At 72.1% G+C, this 16642-nt stretch carries 12 protein-coding genes and 1 tRNA gene; 7 read left to right on the top strand and 6 right to left on the bottom strand.

The genetic code is table 11. The annotated features are described in order from the left end of the window. Positions 1-69 precede the first annotated feature (69 nt). Positions 70-1626: a DUF6519 domain-containing protein gene (locus ABZ880_RS10685; protein ID WP_361259907.1), complete on the top strand. Its 1557-nt coding sequence runs from the start codon at positions 70-72 to the stop codon at positions 1624-1626. Further along, positions 1626-2513 carry a peptidoglycan-binding protein gene (locus tag ABZ880_RS10680; RefSeq protein ID WP_361259905.1) on the top strand — a complete coding sequence of 296 codons (888 nt, stop codon included), beginning with the start codon at positions 1626-1628 and terminating at the stop codon, positions 2511-2513. Before ABZ880_RS10685 ends, ABZ880_RS10680 begins: the two co-directional genes overlap by 1 nt. A 27-nt stretch (positions 2514-2540) precedes the next feature. Here the strand turns inward: ABZ880_RS10680 and ABZ880_RS10675 are convergent, their stop codons facing one another. The 3 genes from ABZ880_RS10675 to ABZ880_RS10665 all read right to left on the bottom strand — a co-directional run bounded on the left by ABZ880_RS10675 (position 2541) and on the right by ABZ880_RS10665 (position 8267). Continuing rightward, the gene (locus ABZ880_RS10675) at positions 2541-3911 is read right to left on the bottom strand and encodes a M1 family metallopeptidase (RefSeq protein ID WP_361259903.1); all 1371 of its coding nucleotides are present in this window, start codon (positions 3909-3911) and stop codon (positions 2541-2543) included. A gap of 77 nt (positions 3912-3988) precedes the next feature. Beyond that, positions 3989-7855 carry a Pls/PosA family non-ribosomal peptide synthetase gene (locus tag ABZ880_RS10670; RefSeq protein ID WP_361259901.1) on the bottom strand — a complete coding sequence of 1289 codons (3867 nt, stop codon included), beginning with the start codon at positions 7853-7855 and terminating at the stop codon, positions 3989-3991. A gap of 324 nt (positions 7856-8179) precedes the next feature. Next, positions 8180-8267 (bottom strand) — tRNA-Leu (locus tag ABZ880_RS10665). Positions 8268-8466: 199 nt separating this feature from the next. Between ABZ880_RS10665 and ABZ880_RS10660 the strand changes: the two genes are divergently transcribed. The 3 genes from ABZ880_RS10660 (at position 8467) to ABZ880_RS10650 (ending at position 11073) form a co-directional block, all read left to right on the top strand. After that, positions 8467-9792: a M20/M25/M40 family metallo-hydrolase gene (locus tag ABZ880_RS10660; RefSeq protein WP_361259899.1), complete on the top strand. Its 1326-nt coding sequence runs from the start codon at positions 8467-8469 to the stop codon at positions 9790-9792. A gap of 138 nt (positions 9793-9930) precedes the next feature. Next, positions 9931-10164 carry a chaplin ChpH gene (gene chpH, locus ABZ880_RS10655; protein ID WP_361259897.1) on the top strand — a complete coding sequence of 78 codons (234 nt, stop codon included), beginning with the start codon at positions 9931-9933 and terminating at the stop codon, positions 10162-10164. Positions 10165-10296: 132 nt separating this feature from the next. Continuing rightward, positions 10297-11073, top strand: coding sequence for a chaplin family protein (locus tag ABZ880_RS10650; RefSeq protein WP_361259895.1), 777 nt, complete (start codon positions 10297-10299; stop codon positions 11071-11073). Between the two features lie 147 nt (positions 11074-11220). Here the strand turns inward: ABZ880_RS10650 and ABZ880_RS10645 are convergent, their stop codons facing one another. Beyond that, positions 11221-11409: a DUF5703 family protein gene (locus tag ABZ880_RS10645; protein WP_007380901.1), complete on the bottom strand. Its 189-nt coding sequence runs from the start codon at positions 11407-11409 to the stop codon at positions 11221-11223. Positions 11410-11456: 47 nt separating this feature from the next. Between ABZ880_RS10645 and ABZ880_RS10640 the strand changes: the two genes are divergently transcribed. Next, on the top strand, positions 11457-12164 hold the full coding sequence (locus tag ABZ880_RS10640) for a hypothetical protein (protein ID WP_361259893.1): 708 nt from the start codon (positions 11457-11459) through the stop codon (positions 12162-12164). 79 nt (positions 12165-12243) lie between these two features. Here the strand turns inward: ABZ880_RS10640 and ABZ880_RS10635 are convergent, their stop codons facing one another. Beyond that, positions 12244-14391 carry a helix-hairpin-helix domain-containing protein gene (locus ABZ880_RS10635; RefSeq protein ID WP_361259891.1) on the bottom strand — a complete coding sequence of 716 codons (2148 nt, stop codon included), beginning with the start codon at positions 14389-14391 and terminating at the stop codon, positions 12244-12246. After that, complete coding sequence (locus ABZ880_RS10630; protein ID WP_361259889.1) at positions 14388-15374, bottom strand: aldo/keto reductase; 987 nt, start codon at positions 15372-15374, stop codon at positions 14388-14390. Before ABZ880_RS10630 ends, ABZ880_RS10635 begins: the two co-directional genes overlap by 4 nt. A gap of 112 nt (positions 15375-15486) precedes the next feature. Between ABZ880_RS10630 and ABZ880_RS10625 the strand changes: the two genes are divergently transcribed. Next, a complete protein-coding gene (locus ABZ880_RS10625) occupies positions 15487-16542 on the top strand; it encodes an LLM class F420-dependent oxidoreductase (protein WP_361259887.1) in 1056 nt (351 codons plus the stop codon). The last annotated feature ends 100 nt before the right edge of the window (positions 16543-16642 follow it).

The following is a 16642-nucleotide window of genomic DNA, read 5'->3' as shown; positions in this document are numbered from 1 at the left end:
CCCAGCGGCGTGAGCCGTACCCACCGACTTTGCGAACCCGCACTTTCCTGAACCAGGGGGACCCCCTTCATGCACGCCGATCTCTCCCGTCTCACCTTCCGCCCGGAGCGGCACTACTCCGCGGTCGTCGCCCAGCAGGGCCGTGTCCAGCTCGACGCCGACGCCAACGAGCAGACCGCGATCCAGCTGTACCAGGCGCGCACCGTCGCCGCCGACCTGATCGGCCGCTACGGCGGGCCGCGCGACGCAGCGGGCTTCCGTATCGAGTACGTGGGCGGCAAGCACGACATCGACACGCTGTACATCCACGGCGGCCGCTACTACGTCGACGGCATCCTCGTCGACTCGGACCGTCCGGCGCCCGGAGTGCCCGTACCGGACGAGGACGCCGAGGAGGCGGCCGAGCAGGACACCGCGACCCCGCCGTCGTACTGGACCTACTGGGACCAGCCCGACGCCTTCCGCGACCCGGAGAAGCCCGGCGACCGGCTGCCCTCGCCCGCACAGTCGCCGTTCGTGGTCTACCTGAACGTCTGGGAGCGGTCGGTGAGCGCGGCCGAGGACCCGGCGATCCGCGAGGTCGCCCTCGGGGCCACGCTGCCGGACACCGCGGCCCGGGTGAAGGTCGTCTGGCAGGTACTGCCGCTCTCCCTCGCCGAGTTGGCGATCGAGGACGCCGACCCGTCGAAGGAGGTCGTGCGCGCGGCCTTCGAGAAGTGGGCCAAGCGCCAGGCCCTGTCCTCCGCGCGCCTGGCCGCCCGCAGCGAGCGGCCCGACCATGCGGACGAGGACCCGTGCCTGGTCAAGCCCGACGCCCACTACCGCGGCCAGGAGAACCAGCTGTACCGGGTCGAGGTGCACGCGGGCGGCGAGGCGAAGGACGCCACCTTCAAGTGGTCCCGCGAGAACGGTTCCGTGGTCTTCCCGGTCGACGAACTCGACGGTACGTGGGTGCAGTTGGCGTCCCTCGGCTACGACGACAAGCTGGACCTGGACGTCGGCGACCACGTCGAGTTCACGGACACGGCGTACTCCTCGCGCCTGGAGGCCCTGCCGCTGCTGCGAGTGGAGGAACTGGACCTGCCGGGCCGTCGCGTCCGCCTGTCCGCCGAGCCCGAGCCGGGCGTCGGCCGGCTGCCCGGCCTCAACCCCTTCCTGCGCCGCTGGGACCACCACGAGGGACCGAAGCGCAAGGGCCGTACGACCTCCCTGAAGGGCGGTGCCGTCCCCGTCACGGAGGGGGAGTGGCTGCCCCTGGAGGACGGCGTCGAGGTGTACTTCGCCAAGGGCGGCGGCTACCGCACCGGCGACCACTGGCTGATCCCTGCCCGCACCGCCACCGGCAGCGTCGAATGGCCCACCGACCCGGCCCGCCGCCCGCTGCTCCAGGGCCCCGCCGGCATCGCCCGCCACCTCGCCCCGCTGGCCCTGGTCAAGGGCGAGGAGAGCGCCGTGGACCTGCGGCTCGCCTTCGGCCCGCTGGCCAGCAGCATCCCGGCCGCGGACGAGAAGACCCTCGCAGCGGAGGAGCAGGCGCGCCGTGAGGAACTGGCGGCCGAGGACCCCTCGCACGGGAGGTCCCAGACCACGGCGGATGCGGAGGCAGCGGTGGAAGGAGACAACTGATGGCCACACCCCTGAGCGCGTCCAAGCTGCTGCAGATCCTGCGCGCGGAGGGCCTGACGGTCCACGAGGTGCGCAACTGGCGTCACCACAACCGCAATACGAAGGGCCCGTGGGGCCCGGTGAACGGCGTGATGATCCACCACACCGTCACCTCGGGCACCGACGCCTCCGTGAACATCTGCTACAACGGCTACTCCGGCCTGCCCGGCCCCCTCTGCCACGGCGTCATCGACAAGAAGGGCGAGATCCACCTCGTCGGCAACGGCCGTGCGAACCATGCCGGGTTGGGCGACAGCGACGTCCTGCGCGCCGTCGTCAACGAGTCCAGGCTGCCGCACGACAACGAGGCCGACACCGACGGCAACCGCCACTTCTACGGCTTCGAGTGCATCAACCTCGGTGACGGCAAGGACCCTTGGCCCGAGGCGCAGAAGGAGGCCATCGAGAAGGTGTCCGCCGCGATCTGCCGCCACCACGGCTGGAGCGAGCGGTCGGTCATCGGCCACAAGGAGTGGCAGCCGGGCAAGCAGGACCCGCGCGGCTTCACCATGGACGGCATGCGCAAGCGGATCGCGCAGCGGCTGGCCGGAAAGTCCCCGGACCCGGAGCCCGACCCGAAGCCCACCCCGTCCAAGCCGTCGTACGCCCCCTTCCCGGGCGCAGCCTTCTTCCACGACGGCCAGAAGTCCCCGGTCATCACCGCCATGGGCAAACGCCTGGTCGCCGAGGGCTGCAGCCACTACGACGAAGGGCCCAGCCCCGAGTGGACCGACGCCGACCGCGACTCCTACAAGGCCTGGCAGCGCAAGCTCGGCTTCAAGGGCAAGGACGCCGACGGCATCCCGGGCAAGGTCAGCTGGGACAAGCTGAAGATCCCCGCGACCTGAGCCCGGCCGGACGGCCGGCCCGCCCGCCTACGCCGACTCGGCGTTGGTGGGCGGGTGGTTGGGGCGGGCCGGACCCTGCGTGGGCAGCGCGGGCAGCGCCGTGCGGTTCACCCACGCGTCGAACAGCCCGTCCAGCGACTCGTCCGCGAACCGGTTGACATGGGCGGTGAACGTCCTCGTGGTCACCGCCCCGCCCCGGTGCAGCCCCGCCCAGCCGCGCAGCATCCGGAAGAACGCCTCGTCGCCCATCGCGCAGCGCACCGCATGCAGGACGAGGCCGCCGCGCTCGTAGAGCCGGTCGTCGAACATCAACTTCCGTCCGGGGTCGGACAGTCGCAGGTCCTGCGGCTGCGAGGACAGCAACCGGTGTGCGGCGGCGGCCAGTTGCTGGGCCGTACGCCCGCCCGAACGCTCCGACCACAGCCACTCGGCGTACTTGGCGAACCCCTCGTTCAGCCAGATGTGCCGCCAGTCCGCGATGGACACGCTGTTGCCGAACCACTGGTGCGCCAGCTCGTGCGCCACCAGCCGCTCCGAACCCCGCGCCCCGTCCACGTGGTTGGCGCCGAACAGCGACAACCCCTGTGCCTCGACGGGGACATCGAGCTCCTCGTCCGTCACCACGACCGCGTACTCGTCGAACGGGTAGGGCCCGAACAGCTCCTGGAACAGATCCATCATCTGCGGCTGGCGTGCGAAGTCCCGTGAGAACTCCGGCAGCAGGTGCGCCGGGATGTGCCCGTGCTGCGGCACCCCGCCCGGCCCCGGATCGCCCAGCAGCACCGTCTGGTACTTGCCGATCGCCAGCCCGACCAGATAGCTCGACGTCGGCGCGGCCTGCTCGTACACCCACGTGGTCGTGGAGGCGCGCGTGGTACGCGTGAGCAGCCGTCCGCCCGCCACCACCGCGTACGCGGACGGCGTGGTGATCGAGATCTGGTACGAGGCCTTGTCGGCGGGCCGGTCGTTGCACGGGTACCAGGACGGCGCCCCGATCGGCTGGCTCGCCACCAGCGCCCCGTCCTCCAGCTCCTCCCAGCCGAGCCCGCCCCACGGGCTGTTCACCGGCTTGGGATTGCCCGACCAGTGCACCTCGACCGTGAACGCGGCACCCGCCCGGACCGGCTTCGCGGGACGGATGCGCAGCCGGCCGCCGCGGTGCGTGTAGTGCGGCTGACGGCCGTCGACCCGCACCCGGCCGATCTTGAACTCGGACAGGTTCAGGCTGAACTCGGTCAGCGGCGACCGGCCCGCGATGGCGTTGATCCGGGCCGACCCCGCAAGGCGGTTGGGCCCCGGGCGGTAGTCCAGCGTGAGCTCGTACCGGTGCACCCGGTAACGCGCGTCACCGTGTTCCGGGAAGTACGGATCCGAACCCGCCGCCTGCTGAACTGCCACTGCCGCTTCTGCTCCCTGCGCTGTGCTGCCACTCGTCGCCGCCGGTGCACCGCTCACCGACTCCGAGTGGCCGGCGCTCAGGGACGCCATGCCTCGATCGGGTTGCCGAGCCAGCGGGTGTCGTCCGGGACGGACTCCGCGGCCATGACGAGCGACGCGGGACCCAGTGTCGTACGGGCCCCGACCGTGCTGCCGGGCAGCACGATCCCGCCAGGGCCCAGCGTGGCGCCCTCACGGAGAACAACAGTATCCGTCCGCAAGATCCGGTCGTGGAAGAGGTGGGTTTGCAGCACGCAGCCGCGGTTCACGGTCGCCGCGTCCTCCAGGGTCACCAGATCGGTCTCCGGCAGCCAGTAGCTCTCGACCCAGACACCCTTGCCGATCCGCGCACCGAGACCCCGCAGCCAGGCCGTCATCACCGGCGTACCCGGCACGGAACCGGCCAGCCAGGGCACGGCCACGACCTCGACGAAGGTGTCCGCGAGCTCGTTGCGCCACACGAAGCCGCTCCACAGCGGGTGCTCCCCGGTGCGGTGCCGCCCCACGAGCAGCCACTTCGCGACGAACGACACGAGCCCGGCCACGGCACCGGCAGCCAGCAGCACCAGCCCCGACAGCAGCGGAGCCCAGGGCCCGAGCAGGCACAGCACGGCGACCGTGCCGACCGCGATCGCGGCCGAGCAGAACACCGGCACGATCCGGCACAGCTCCACCAGACCCCGCGCCCACAGCAGCCGGGCCGGCGGATCGTACGTCCGGCTCTGGTCACCCCTCTCCGCGTTCCGCGGCAGCTTCACCGGCGGCAGCCCCAGATACGAGCTGCCCTTCTTCGCCTTCTTCGGCGTCGCCGACAGCACACCGACCAGCCCGCCGTCCGGGACGCTCCGCCCCGGCGCGGTCATCCCGGAGTTCCCCAGGAACGCCCGCCGCCCGATCTCCGCACGCCCGATGTGCATCCAGCCACCACCGAGCTCGTACGGCGCCGTCAGCGTGTCGTCGGCCAGGAACGCGCCCTCGCCGACCGTCGTGAGACTCGGCAGCGCCAGCACGGTGGACACCTCGGCGCCCCGCCCGATCCGCATCCCGAGCAGCCGCAGCCACACCGGCGTGACCAGCCCGGCGTACAGCGGGAAGAGGGTCTCGCGGGAGCGGTCCATCAGCTGCGTGACCGTCCAGGCCTGCCAGCCGATCCGGCTGTGCGTCGGGTGCGTGCCCTCGCGCAGGCCGAGGCTCAGCAGCCGTACGGCGACGAGGATCAGCAGCGCGTACGCCGCCCCGAAGGCCAGCGTGGCCGGGACGAGGGCGAGCGCGGCACCGCGCAGGGGCGCGGCCGGGTCGATGAGGGCGTGCGCCACCAGGAACGCGGCGGCACCGGCCAGCAGCGGCAGCGCGGAGAGCGCGAGGCCCGTCAGGCCGTACATCACCCGCCAGTACGTGCCGCGCTGCGGGCGCTCCTTGGGCCAGTTCCGCTTGGCCTTGCCCAGCTTGACCGCGGGCGCGCCCGCCCAGCGCTGACCGGTGGGAATCTGCCCGGTGACGGCCGAGCCGGGGGCCACCTCGGCCCGCTTGCCCACGCGAGCGCCGGGGAAGAGAATGCTGCGGGTGCCGACGGTGGCATGCGCGCCGACCTTGACCGCGCCGATCTCCAGGCGGTCGCCGTCCAGCCACCAGCCGGACAGGTCGACCTCGGACTCCACGGCCGCACCCCGGCCCAGCTTCAGCAGACCGGTGACCGGCGGCAGCGAGTGCAGGTCGACGTCCTGTCCGACCTTGGCGCCCAGCGCCCGCGCGTACCGCTCGAGCCAGGACCCGGTCAGCGAGGTCGCCCCGCTGAACTCGGCCAGCCGCTCGGCGGCCCAGAGGCGCAGGTGGACGCTGCCACCACGTGCGTACCGGCCGGGCTCAACGCCACGCAGCAGCAGCCGCGCGCCGCCCGCGGCGATCGCGAGCCGTCCGGGCGGGCTGAACAGCGCCACGGCACCGGCCGCGATCAGCCACCAAGGGGCGGTCGGCAGCCAGGAGTGGGCGGGCAGCAGGTTCCCGGCCGCGGCGAGCGCGACCGTCCAGCGCAGCCCGAGCAGGGTGAACAGCGGCACCAGGACGAGCAGTTGGATCACCTGGGCCCGGACCGGAACCGGCGCGACCACCCGGGAGGCACCGTCGTCCTGTACCGACTCCTCCAGCCGGCGGGCCAGCTTGCGCAGGGTCGGCTGCTGGTAGATGTCGAGGACGGCGGCGCTCGGGTAGCGGGTGCGCAGCCGCGTGGTCAGCTGGGCGGCGGCCAGACTGCTGCCGCCGATCGCGAAGAAGTCGTCACGGGCGCTGGTGACCGGGATGCCGAGGACTTCCGCCCACTGCTCGGCCAGCCACGCCTCGGTGCCGTAGAGTTGCTCGGCCGGACCGCCGGTCTCCAGACCCTCCAGGGGCCAGGGCAGGGCGTTGCGGTCGACCTTGCCGCTGGTCCGGGTCGGCAGGTCCGCCACGGGCGCCAGCAGCGGCACGAGCGCGGCCGGCAGCTCGGCGCGCAGCTTCTCCACGGCCGTCGCATGGTCCCAGCCGTCCTGGGTGACGACGTAACCGACCAGCAGCTGATTGCCGCTGCGGGCGGTGCGCACGGCGGCAGCGGCGCCCGCGACACCGGGCAGCGCCTGCAGCGCGGCATCCACCTCACCGAGCTCGATCCGCCGCCCGCCGAGCTTGATCTGCTCGTCGGCACGCCCGAGGAAGATCAGGCCCTCGGGCTCGGCCTTGACGAGGTCACCGCTGCGGTACGCCCGCTCCCAGCCCAGCGACTCGAGCGGCGCGTACTTCTCGGCGTCCTTCTCGGCGTCCAGGTACCGCGCGAGCCCCACGCCACCGATCACCAGCTGCCCGCTGCCGCCCATCGGCACGGGCTCCCCGGCCTCGTCGACGACGGCCAGTTCCCAGCCGTCCAGCGGCAGCCCGATCCGGATCGGCTCCGCACCGGACATCAGCGATGCACAGGCCACGACGGTCGCTTCCGTCGGCCCGTACGTGTTCCAGACCTCGCGCCCCTCCGTCACCAGCCGCTGCGCCAGCTCCGGCGGACAGGCCTCGCCACCGAAGATCAACAGGCGTACGTCGTTGAGGGTCTCCGGCTCCCAGAGCGCGGCGAGCGTCGGGACCGTGGACACCACGGTGATCTCCTGCTCGACCAGCCAGGGCCCGAGATCGGCACCGCTGCGGACCTGCGAGCGGGGCACCGGCACCAGACAGGCCCCGTACCGCCACGCCAGCCACATCTCCTCGCAGGACGCGTCGAACGCGACCGACAGACCAGCCATGACCCTGTCACCAGGACCGACGGGGTCGTCCGTGAGGAACAGCGCGGCCTCGGCGTCCACGAACGCGGCGGCACTGCGGTGACTGACCGCGACGCCCTTGGGCTTCCCGGTCGAACCCGAGGTGAAGATGATCCACGCGTCGTGCCCGGTCCCGGGACGGGCGGCGGGCACCTCGCTGCGCCCGTTGACGGTCAACTCGTGCCCGGCACCGATGACGGCCCGCACGTCCGCCTCCCCGAACACCAGCTCGGCCCGCTCGTCCGGGTCCTCGGCGTCCACGGGGACATAGGCGGCACCGGCGGCGAGCACGGCCAGGATGGCGACGTAGAGGTCATTGGTACCGGAGGGGACACGGACGCCCACGCGGTCGCCGAGGCCGACACCCGCGGCGGCCAGGCTCCGGCGCAGCTGCTCCACCTCGGCGGCCAGCGCACGGTAGGTGAGACGGACCGAGCCGTCGTCCAGTGCGAGTTCGTCCGGGTACGACCGCACGGACGCGTCGAAGATGTCCACGAGCGTGCGCGGGGAGGCCGCCTGACCTCCGGAAAAACGTGCGGTGTCGCCGAACTGTTGGTGGATCTCAGCGCTGAGCTCTTCGTCGAGCAGGCCGAGAGCGCTGCTCTCGTGTATGGCTGCCATCGGTCCTCGCGTCTCGATCCCGGAAGCCTCCGGGGCGCTGGCGGGCCCGCAGGTCTGCCTGGGGTTGTCCTCCTCCAGCTCCGTAACAAGCCGGAAATTTTAGTACGAAGCTAGGTTCGCGCTGCCTGATCGGCTACTCGGAAGGGCCGTTCGGGGGCCGCGAGGACTCCCTCGACACCCCGTGACCTGCGCTCTTCACTCCGGGGAGAGATGCCCCACACCGTGGGTGAGGGCGGTCCCCGGGGCCGCCCGGTCCCACCGGTCCGACAGTGTCCAGAACGCCTACGCGAAAGCCCCGGCCGCTCAGCGGCCGGGGCTTCCGGTTGGTGTCCGAGGGGGGACTTGAACCCCCACGCCCGATAAAGGGCACTAGCACCTCAAGCTAGCGCGTCTGCCATTCCGCCACCCGGACAAGGTGTCTGTCGTGCGGGGTTTCCCCCGCGGCGACGAAGGAAACATTACCAGGCTTTCGCAGGGTCCCCGATCACCCCCCGTCGCGCCCGAGGTCCTGTCGTGAACGGCGTGTGACGGACCGGGTCCGCTCTTGGGACAGGGCAGGAGACAGAGGAGGATGAAGGGAACCACCAGCAGTGACAGCGGGAGGAAGCAGCGTGAGCGACACGGACACGGCCAGGACCGTCACCGGCGAGGACGAGGTCGTGGACCTCTGCCGCGAGCTGATCCGGATCGACACCAGCAACTACGGCGACCACTCGGGTCCGAGCGAGCGCAAGGCGGCCGAGTGGACCGCCGAGAAGCTCGCCGAGGTGGGTCTCGAACCGCAGATCTTCGAGTCGCACCCGGGCCGGGCCTCCACGGTGGCCCGCATCGAGGGCGAGGACCCGTCGCGGCCCGCGCTGCTCATCCACGGCCACCTCGACGTCGTACCGGCCAACGCCGACGACTGGACCCACCCCCCCTTCTCCGGCGAGGTCACCGACGGATGCGTGTGGGGGCGGGGCGCCGTCGACATGAAGGACATGGACGCGATGACGCTGGCGGTCGTCCGCGACCGGCTGCGCAGCGGGCGCAGGCCCCCGCGCGACATCGTCCTGGCGTTCCTCGCCGACGAGGAGGCCGGCGGCACGTACGGTGCGCGGCACCTCGTCGACAACCACCCCGACCTCTTCGAGGGCGTCACCGAGGCGATCAGCGAGGTGGGCGGGTTCTCGTTCACCGTGAGCGAGCAGCGGCGGCTCTATCTGATCCAGACGGCCGAGAAGGGCATGCACTGGATGAAGCTGACCGTGGCCGGCACCGCCGGGCACGGCTCGATGATCCACCGCGACAACGCCATCACCGAACTGTCGGAGGCCGTCGCCCGGCTCGGGCGGCACAAGTTCCCGGTGCGGGTGACCAAGACCACCCGGGCCTTCCTCGACGAACTCGGCGACGCGCTCGGCACCCAGCTGGACCCCGAGGACATGGAGGGCACGCTCGCCCGGCTCGGCGGCATCGCCAAGCTCATCGGCGCGACCCTGAGCAACACCGCCAACCCGACGCAGCTCGGCGCCGGTTACAAGGTCAACGTGATCCCGGGCGAGGCCACCGCGCACGTCGACGGGCGGTTCCTGCCGGGGCACGAGGAGGAGTTCCTCGCCGACCTCGACCGGATCCTCGGACCCAAGGTGCAGCGCTCGGACGTGCACTCCGACAAGGCCCTGGAGACCTCCTTCGACGGGGCGCTGGTCGACGCCATGCAGTCCGCGCTGCTCGCCGAGGACCCGGCCGCGAAGGCGATCCCGTACATGCTCTCCGGCGGCACCGACGCCAAGTCCTTCGACGACCTGGGTATCCGCGGCTTCGGCTTCGCACCGCTCAAGCTGCCGCCGGAGCTGGACTTCGCCGGCATGTTCCACGGCGTCGACGAGCGGGTGCCGGTCGACGGCCTGAAGTTCGGCGTGCGCGTGCTCGACCGCTTCATCGACGCGTCGTGACCTTCGTAATCGGCAGCGCGTACGGAGCGGGCCCGAGAAGAGTGAATGCGACCATCAGCTCGTAGCTCCATTACTTCCTCCTCGTTACAGGTAATGCGATCAGCAACACGGGATCGCTTTTGCCAACAAGGAGGAATAATGATCAAGAAGGTCGTCGCCGCTGCGGCTGCCACTGGCGGTCTGGTTCTCGCGGGTGCGGGCCTCGCTGTCGCCGACGCCGGTGCTCAGGGTGCTGCGGTGCACTCCCCGGGTATCGCGTCCGGCAACGTCGTTCAGGCGCCCGTTCACGTCCCGGTGAACGTCTGCGGCAACACGATCTCGGTGATCGGGCTGCTGAACCCCGCCTTCGGCAACACCTGCGTCAACAAGTGACGTCGACCCCCTGAGGGTCGTTCTCGCCCGTCGGCTCCGGAGTGCGCTCCATGCATTCCGGGGCCGACCGGCCTTTGCGCGAGATTCTGCGCGCAATTCCAGGTCAGGAATGAAGGCAGGGAGAATTCAGCAATGCGACACGTCACCCGCAAGGGCCTGATGACCGTGGCTGCCGCGACCGGCGTGCTCGCCGCCGCGAGCGGCTATGCCCACGCCGACTCGGGCGCGAGCGGCTCCACCTCGGACTCGCCCGGCGTACTGTCCGGCAACACGGTGCAGGCCCCGGTGCATGTGCCGGTGAACGTCTGTGGCAACACGGTCAACGTCGTCGGGATCCTCAACCCGGCGATCGGCAACGACTGCTCCAACCACGGCGGCGGCAGCGGATCCTCCGGGAGCGGCTCGTCCGGCAGCGGGTCCCAGGCCGACGGGCACGCCAGTGACTCGCCCGGCATCGGCTCGGGCAACCACGTCCAGGTGCCGGTCGACGTGCCGGTCAACGTGTGCGGCAACAGCGTCAGCGTCGTCGGGGTCGGCAACGCCGCCAAGGGCAACGACTGCACCAACGGCGGCGGTTCGGGCGGCGGGCACACCACGCCTCCGGGAGGCGGCCACGAGACGACGCCGCCCGGGAAGCCGGGCCACCCCGGCAACCCGGAGCACCCGGGCAACCCCACGGAGCCCGGTCACCCCGGCACCCCGAGCACGCCGCCCACCGCGGGCGGCACTACGCCGGGGGGCTCCTCGCAGGTCAACCACCCGGGCGCCCAGTCGGTCAGCCAGCCCCGGGGCACCGCGCAGCTCGCGCACACCGGCAGCGACCTCCCGGTGGGCGTCGTGCTCCCGGTCGGCGCCGGGGCGCTGCTGGCGGGCGCGGTCCTGTACCGCAAGGCACGGGCGGCGGCGTAACCGGCCCATGCCGGCCCATGTCCACGCAAAGCACCGGTGACTTCCCCGACGGTGCGTAGAAAACGGAGCGGGCCCCGCCGACGCGGGGCCCGCTCCGTTCGAGTCGATTCCGTCCTCGGTTCGGTCCGTTTCCGTCCTGGCCTCAGCTCACCACGTGGCGCGCACCTGGCGGATGATCCGTCGGCGCAACCGCACCCTGCGGCTGCCGTCCCGCATCAGACTGAGGCGGTCCAACTCCCAGTGTCCGTACTCGGCATGGTCCGTCAGTAGACGTGTGGCGTCCTTGCGGGATACCCCGCGAGGTACGTACACGTCGACAAATTCGTATTCCGGCATCGCATCTATTGTGCGGGCTGGGGCCCGGTACGGATAGCGTCTGCACTATGTCTGATGCTGCGCAGCCCACCGCTGCCGAGGTACGCGCCGCCGCCGAGGCGGTCAAGACCGCGCTCGACCGCCACCTGGCCGCGGTCGAACGCAGGTCCGGGGAGGACGACCCGGCCGTCTACGAGGCGTTCAACCAGCTGGCGGCGGCCGCCGAGGCGTACGACGAGCTGCTCTACGACCGCTATGACGAGGTCACCCCCTTCGAGATCCCCGGTGCGGAGGACGGCCTGCCGCCGTACACGGGACCCGAGGAACCGAACGCGCTGAGTGTGCTGATCCGCCGTGACTACGCCGTGGTGGAGCCGCAGCGGCTGCTGGCGCAGGCGGAGCGGGTCGAGGCGGCGGACGACGAGGGGACGGGCGCGCAGGCCTCCGGCACGATCCACGGGGCGCTGGGCCTGCTGTTCGGCGAGTTCGAACCGGACGAGATCGCCTCGCGGCACAAGGAGTTCGGGCTGGAGGAGGGCGACTCCACGCTCTGGGTCACGGCCACGGAGGAGCCGTCCGAGCCGGGCGAGTGGCTGGAGGCGCCGTTCGAGCAGATCGATCCGCAGGGTGTGGTCTGCCGCTTCGACGTGAGCGCGGTCTTCGACGACGAGATCGACGACGACGGTATCGGCGGTGCGGACGAGGATCTCGAGGACGACCTCGATGCGGATCTGGACGGTGACGAGGATCTGGAGCCGTTGGACGCGGAGCGCTAGCGCGCGGCCGGCATCGGCTGTCACGGCGGCGGCGTTCACGGAGATCGTCCGGGAACGCCGCCGCCGTGCGTGAGTGCGGTCAGCCGGCCGTCGGCAGTTGGGTTGCCAGCAGGACCGGCAGGCGGGTCGTGCGGGGCTTTGCCGGGATTTCTGCCACGGCTCGGGGGAGGGCCTGTTCTGCGCCGTGGACCACGGAGAGGTGAGAGGCGGCGCGGCTGAATGCGGTGTAGACCCAGGGGCGGCTGAGTGCCTGTACGGCGTCGCCCGGCAGCACCGCGACCACCGCGCGCCAGGTGTTGCCGGCGGCCTGGTGTGCGGTCAGGGCCCAGCCGTGCCGTACGGACTGCTCCACCCGGTCCTTCGGTACCACCACGGGGTAGCCGGAACACGTCAGGTGCAGTCCCTCGGCGTCCGCCTTCACCGCCTTGCCCGGCAGTGTGCGGCCCGGGGCGGGCGAGTACGCGATCCGGTCGCCGGGGTCGAAGCCGCCGAAGCGGCCGGGGCCGGGGTTGAGCCGCTCCTTCAGCGCTGCATTGAGCGCGCGCGTGCCGGCCGCGCCGCCGTGGCCCGGGGTGATCGCCACGGTCTCGTCGGCCGGGACGCCGATCGCCCTCGGCACCGAGTCCGTGAACAGCTGGACGGTCCGGTGCACGGCCTCGCCCGCGTCCCGCACCGGCACGATCACGACCTCGTTCTGCGGGGCCGCCACCTGGCTCAGCTCGCCGATGCCGATGCCGGAGACCAGCTCGCCCAGGGGCCCGGGGTCGGGCCGGCGCGAGGCGATCCGGGGGCAGACCCGCGCCGCCAGCAGATCCGCGAACACCCGCCCCGGTCCCGCGGACCACAGCACCTCGGGGTCCCCGGCCAGCACCAGTCGGGCGCCGTCCGGGAGGGACTCGACGAGCAGGGCCGCCGTCTCCACATCCAGCTGGGGAGCGTCCACCACGACGAGGAGATCGACGGCCAGCGCGCCCTCCGCGTCCCGGCCGGGCCCCTCGGCGCCGGACAGCAGGGCGGCGACGGTGGTGATGGCGGGCCCGTCGGCCGGCGGGGAGTCCGGCAGGTGGAGCATGGCGAGCCGGGCGGCGAAGTGGCCCTGGCCGTGCGGGGTGTGGGCGGCGGCGCAGACGCGCAGCCCCTGCCGGTGCGCCTCCTGCACCAGGGCCGCGGGCTCGTCCAGGGACGCCTGCCCGCCGGTGTGCAGCACCAGGCCGTGGTCCGCCACCGCACGGGCCAGGTCGCCGGCGAAGTCGCCCGCAGCGGTGACCGTGCCTTCCCAGGCCGTGGCCGAACCGCCTTCCTTGGGCACGGAGTTGATCAGCCGGGCCAGGCCGTCGGCGAGGCTCTCCTCGGCGAGTGCGTACCGCTCCAGGCCGACGAGGATCCGGACCGGCCGCTCCTGGCCCTCCGCACCCTCCTCGGGCTCCTCCTGCTGCGGCGCGCGCGGGTCGAGGGCGTCCTGGAAGACCAGGGCCTCGCCCTCCGCGACGGCACTCTGCACCGCCTCGTCGGCATCCGGCACGCCACGCTGGGCCAGCGCGGCGGTGAGCGCCGGCATCTCCAGCGCCGTGTGCCCGGCGAGCGCCGCCTGCTCCAGCAGCCAACCGGTCAGCGCCCGTCCCCGTCGCTCGTCGTCCGGTCCGGCCTCGGCGCCGAGCAGCGCGCGCGCGAAACCGTCGGCGTGCTCGATCCGTACGCCGCCGACCCGCAACAGCAGCCAGGGGTCGGCGCGGAGCTGCTCGTCCGCGCCCTCGCCGAGTGCGGCGGCGACCTGTGCGGCGAGCGCCTCCGGTGCGCCGCCCTCGGTCAGCACGGCCCGCACCGCGTCGACGGCGTCCGCCGCCGGGGCCGCGGGCGCGACGGCCGCCGGTGTCGGCTGCGGACGCCGTACCGGCTCGGGAGCCGGGCGGCGCGGAGCGGGCTCGGGGTCGGCGAAGACGGTGGCCACCGGCTTCTCGCCGCTCTCCACGGCGCGGACGGCGGCCAGCAGGTCGGCGGCCCTGCCGCTCAGCTTGGTGCCCGCCTCGACGGGCCCCTTCTTCTCGGCCTTCCGCCGCTCGATCCGCTCCCGCTCCAACCGCTGAGCCGCCAACTCGGCCTCGGCCTCGGACAACTGGGGCGCGGATTCCCCCTCGCCGCCGGCGCCGGACTCCGCGGTCCCGTCCGCAGACTCCCCGGCGGTGCCCTCCGGCTCGGTCTCCTCCGTGGTCTCGGGGTCCGTGCTCACAGCGTGCTCCAGTCGTGATCGGGGTAGCGGTGCAGGGGCGCCGACACATCGTCGAGCGCCCGGCAGATCTCGTCAGGAAGACTAAGGGCCTCCACTGACAATGCCGCCGTGAGCTGCTGTGCGTTGCGCGGACCGATGACGGGCGCGGCCACTCCGGGCCGGTCGCGGATCCACGCGAGGGCGACCTGAAGGGGCGTCACCGCAAGGCCGTCGGCCGCCGTCTGGACCGCGTCCACGATGCGGCTCGCCGTGTCGTCGAGGTACGGCGCGACGAACGGCGCCAGGTGCTCCGAGGCGCCCCGCGAGTCGGGGGGCATGGCGTCGCCCCGGTACTTGCCCGTCAGAACCCCACGGCCCAGCGGCGAGGACGGCAGCAGGCCGATGCCCAGGTCCAGCGCGGCCGGCAGCACCTCGCGCTCCACGCCGCGCTGCAGCAGCGAGTACTCCATCTGCGTGCTCGCCAGCCGCGTCCGCACGCCCGGCGCCCCGAGCTGCCATGTCGCCGCCTTCGCGAGCTGCCAGCCGCAGAAGTTGGAGACACCCGCATAGCGCGCCCGCCCGCTGCTGACCGCCAGGTCGAGGGCCTGGAGGGTCTCCTCCAGCGGGGCGTACGGGTCGAAGGCGTGGATGTGCCACACGTCGACGTAGTCCGTGCCGAGCCGGGCGAGCGAGGCGTCCAGCGCGGAGAGCAGATGCCCGCGCGAGCCGTCGACGCGGCGGTCCGGGTCCGCAACGCTGCCCGCCTTGGTCGAGATCACCAGGTCCCGGCGCGGGACCAGGCCTTCTATCAGGCGTCCGAGCAGATACTCGGCCTCCCCGTCGCCGTACACGTCGGCCGTGTCGACGAGGGTCCCGCCCGCTTCCCAGAACGTCTTCAAGAGGTCCGCGGCGTCGTGCTCGTCGGTGTCCCTGCCCCAGGTGAGCGTGCCGAGTCCGATTCGGGACACGCGAAGGCCGGTCCGGCCGAGATACCTCTGCTCCATGAACGCCGAGATTACTGGCCCGAACCTACGGTGTGGGGGCCTGTGGACAACCAGTTTCCACGCGCTAGGGTCTCCCGAACAGGGACGTTACTGATCGGTAAGGGGATCGGCCATGCAGCTCGGGATCAACCTCGGCTACTGGGGTGCCGGAATGGACGCGGACAACCTCGAGGTCGCCAAGGAGGCCGACCGCCTCGGGTACGCCGTGTGCTGGGCCGCCGAGGCCTACGGTTCGGACGCGGCTACCGTGCTCTCCTGGGTCGCCGCCCACACCGAGCGCATCGACGTCGGCTCGGCGATCTTCCAGATCCCGGCCCGTCAGCCCGCGATGACCGCGATGACCGCCGCCACCCTGGACTCGCTGTCCGGTGGCCGCTTCCGCCTAGGCCTCGGCGTCTCCGGCCCGCAGGTCTCCGAGGGCTGGTACGGCGTCAAGTTCGACAAGCCGCTGGCACGCACGCGTGAGTACGTCGAGATCGTACGGAAGGCGATGACCCGCGAGCGGCTGTCCTATGACGGCGAGCACTGGACGCTGCCGCTGCCCGGCGGCCCGGGCAAGCCGATCAAGCTGACCGTGCACCCGGAGCGCGAGCACATCCCGCTGTACATTGCCGCGATCGGCCCCAAGAACCTCGAGCAGACCGGCGAGATCGCCGACGGCGCCCTGCTGATCTTCCCCTCCGCCGAGCACCTGGAGGAGACCACGATCAAGTACCTGCGCGCGGGGCGGGAGAAGGCCGGAAAGACGATGGACGGCTTCGACGTCCACCCGACGCTCCCGCTCGCCGTCGGCGAGGACAAGGACGTCCCTGCGCTCGCCGACGCCTTCCGCCCCTACACCGCGCTGTACGTCGGAGGGATGGGCAGCGCCAAGCAGAACTTCTACAACCAGCTCGCCCAGCGCATGGGCTTCGAGCAGGCGGCCGCCGAGGTCCAGGAGAAGTACCTGTCCGGCGACAAGCAGGGCGCCGCGGCCGCGATCCCGCACGACCTGATCGACCAGACGACGCTGCTCGGTTCCGTGGACCGCATCGCGGACCGGATGCAGGCGTACGCGGCGGCCGGTGTCACCACCCTGAGCCTCAACCCGGCGGGCTTCACGCTGGAGGAGCGGATCGCCTCCCTCCGCGCCGGCACCGAGGCCCTGGAGCGCGCCGGACTGGCGTAACACAGGAAGCGGGGCGAGGAGATTTTTCTACGGCCGTGGTGGGGGCTCGGGGGTCTTCCCCGCCACGGCCGTCACGCAGAACAACGCGCCCGCGCCCGCG

The organism is Streptomyces sp. NPDC047043 (assembly GCF_040644055.1).
Lineage (GTDB): Bacteria > Actinomycetota > Actinomycetes > Streptomycetales > Streptomycetaceae > Streptomyces.
Note: the sequence above shows the minus strand (reverse complement) of the source record. Positions and strands in the feature narration are given on the sequence as shown.

Bases quoted from the DNA above. Each gene is read 5' to 3' on its own strand.
- ABZ880_RS10685 (WP_361259907.1), top strand. From the start codon at position 70: ATGCACGCCGATCTCTCCCGTCTCACCTTCCGCCCGGAGCGGCACTAC.
- ABZ880_RS10670 (WP_361259901.1), bottom strand. From the start codon at position 7,855: ATGGCAGCCATACACGAGAGCAGCGCTCTCGGCCTGCTCGACGAAGAG.
- ABZ880_RS10630 (WP_361259889.1), bottom strand. From the start codon at position 15,374: ATGGAGCAGAGGTATCTCGGCCGGACCGGCCTTCGCGTGTCCCGAATC.
- chpH (WP_361259897.1), top strand. From the start codon at position 9,931: ATGATCAAGAAGGTCGTCGCCGCTGCGGCTGCCACTGGCGGTCTGGTT.
- ABZ880_RS10645 (WP_007380901.1), bottom strand. From the start codon at position 11,409: ATGCCGGAATACGAATTTGTCGACGTGTACGTACCTCGCGGGGTATCC.
- ABZ880_RS10680 (WP_361259905.1), top strand. From the start codon at position 1,626: ATGGCCACACCCCTGAGCGCGTCCAAGCTGCTGCAGATCCTGCGCGCG.
- ABZ880_RS10625 (WP_361259887.1), top strand. From the start codon at position 15,487: ATGCAGCTCGGGATCAACCTCGGCTACTGGGGTGCCGGAATGGACGCG.
- ABZ880_RS10650 (WP_361259895.1), top strand. From the start codon at position 10,297: ATGCGACACGTCACCCGCAAGGGCCTGATGACCGTGGCTGCCGCGACC.
- ABZ880_RS10640 (WP_361259893.1), top strand. From the start codon at position 11,457: ATGTCTGATGCTGCGCAGCCCACCGCTGCCGAGGTACGCGCCGCCGCC.